Source organism: Mesorhizobium sp. BHbdii (assembly GCF_053848045.1).
Map to the genome: position 1 here is coordinate 1 of NZ_JBSPKX010000274.1, position 415 is coordinate 415.

Here is a 415-nt window from a genome sequence, read left to right on the forward strand (position 1 = left end):
CGGTGCACGAAGGTGCCGAGACCGGACAGCTTGGCATAGAGATTGGGCGCGGCCGATAGCGTGCGCAGGCCAGCCTTCCAGGCCTCGGTGGTTTCCGGCTCGGTGCCGGTCAGCATACCGGCATGGGTGAGGATGAAGTTGGTCTCGGGGTTCTCGCCGACCAGCGTCAGCCCGTCCTTCATCTGGGCGGGGAAGAGCTGAAGGTCGAAGGACAGGCCGTAGTCCTTTAACCTCGCGACATTGGCCCGCACCTTGGGGTCGATGACCTGATCGGCCGAGGCGGCGAAGCGAAAGGCCGGCGTCTCGTGCCAGTGCAATTGCATGCGCACGCCGCGCAGCAAGGGGTACTTCATCAGACGGTCGATCTGGGGCCTGATATCGTCGACGGTCATGTCGGTATAGCCGACGATGGCAT

The 415-nt window shown here is 63.6% G+C and carries 1 protein-coding gene; it reads right to left on the reverse strand.

Annotation, left to right across the window (positions count from 1 at the left end; translation table 11 throughout):
* The coding region (locus tag ACWTU8_RS33010; protein WP_455851401.1) for an amidohydrolase family protein at positions 1–415 on the reverse strand (415 nt) is incomplete at both ends.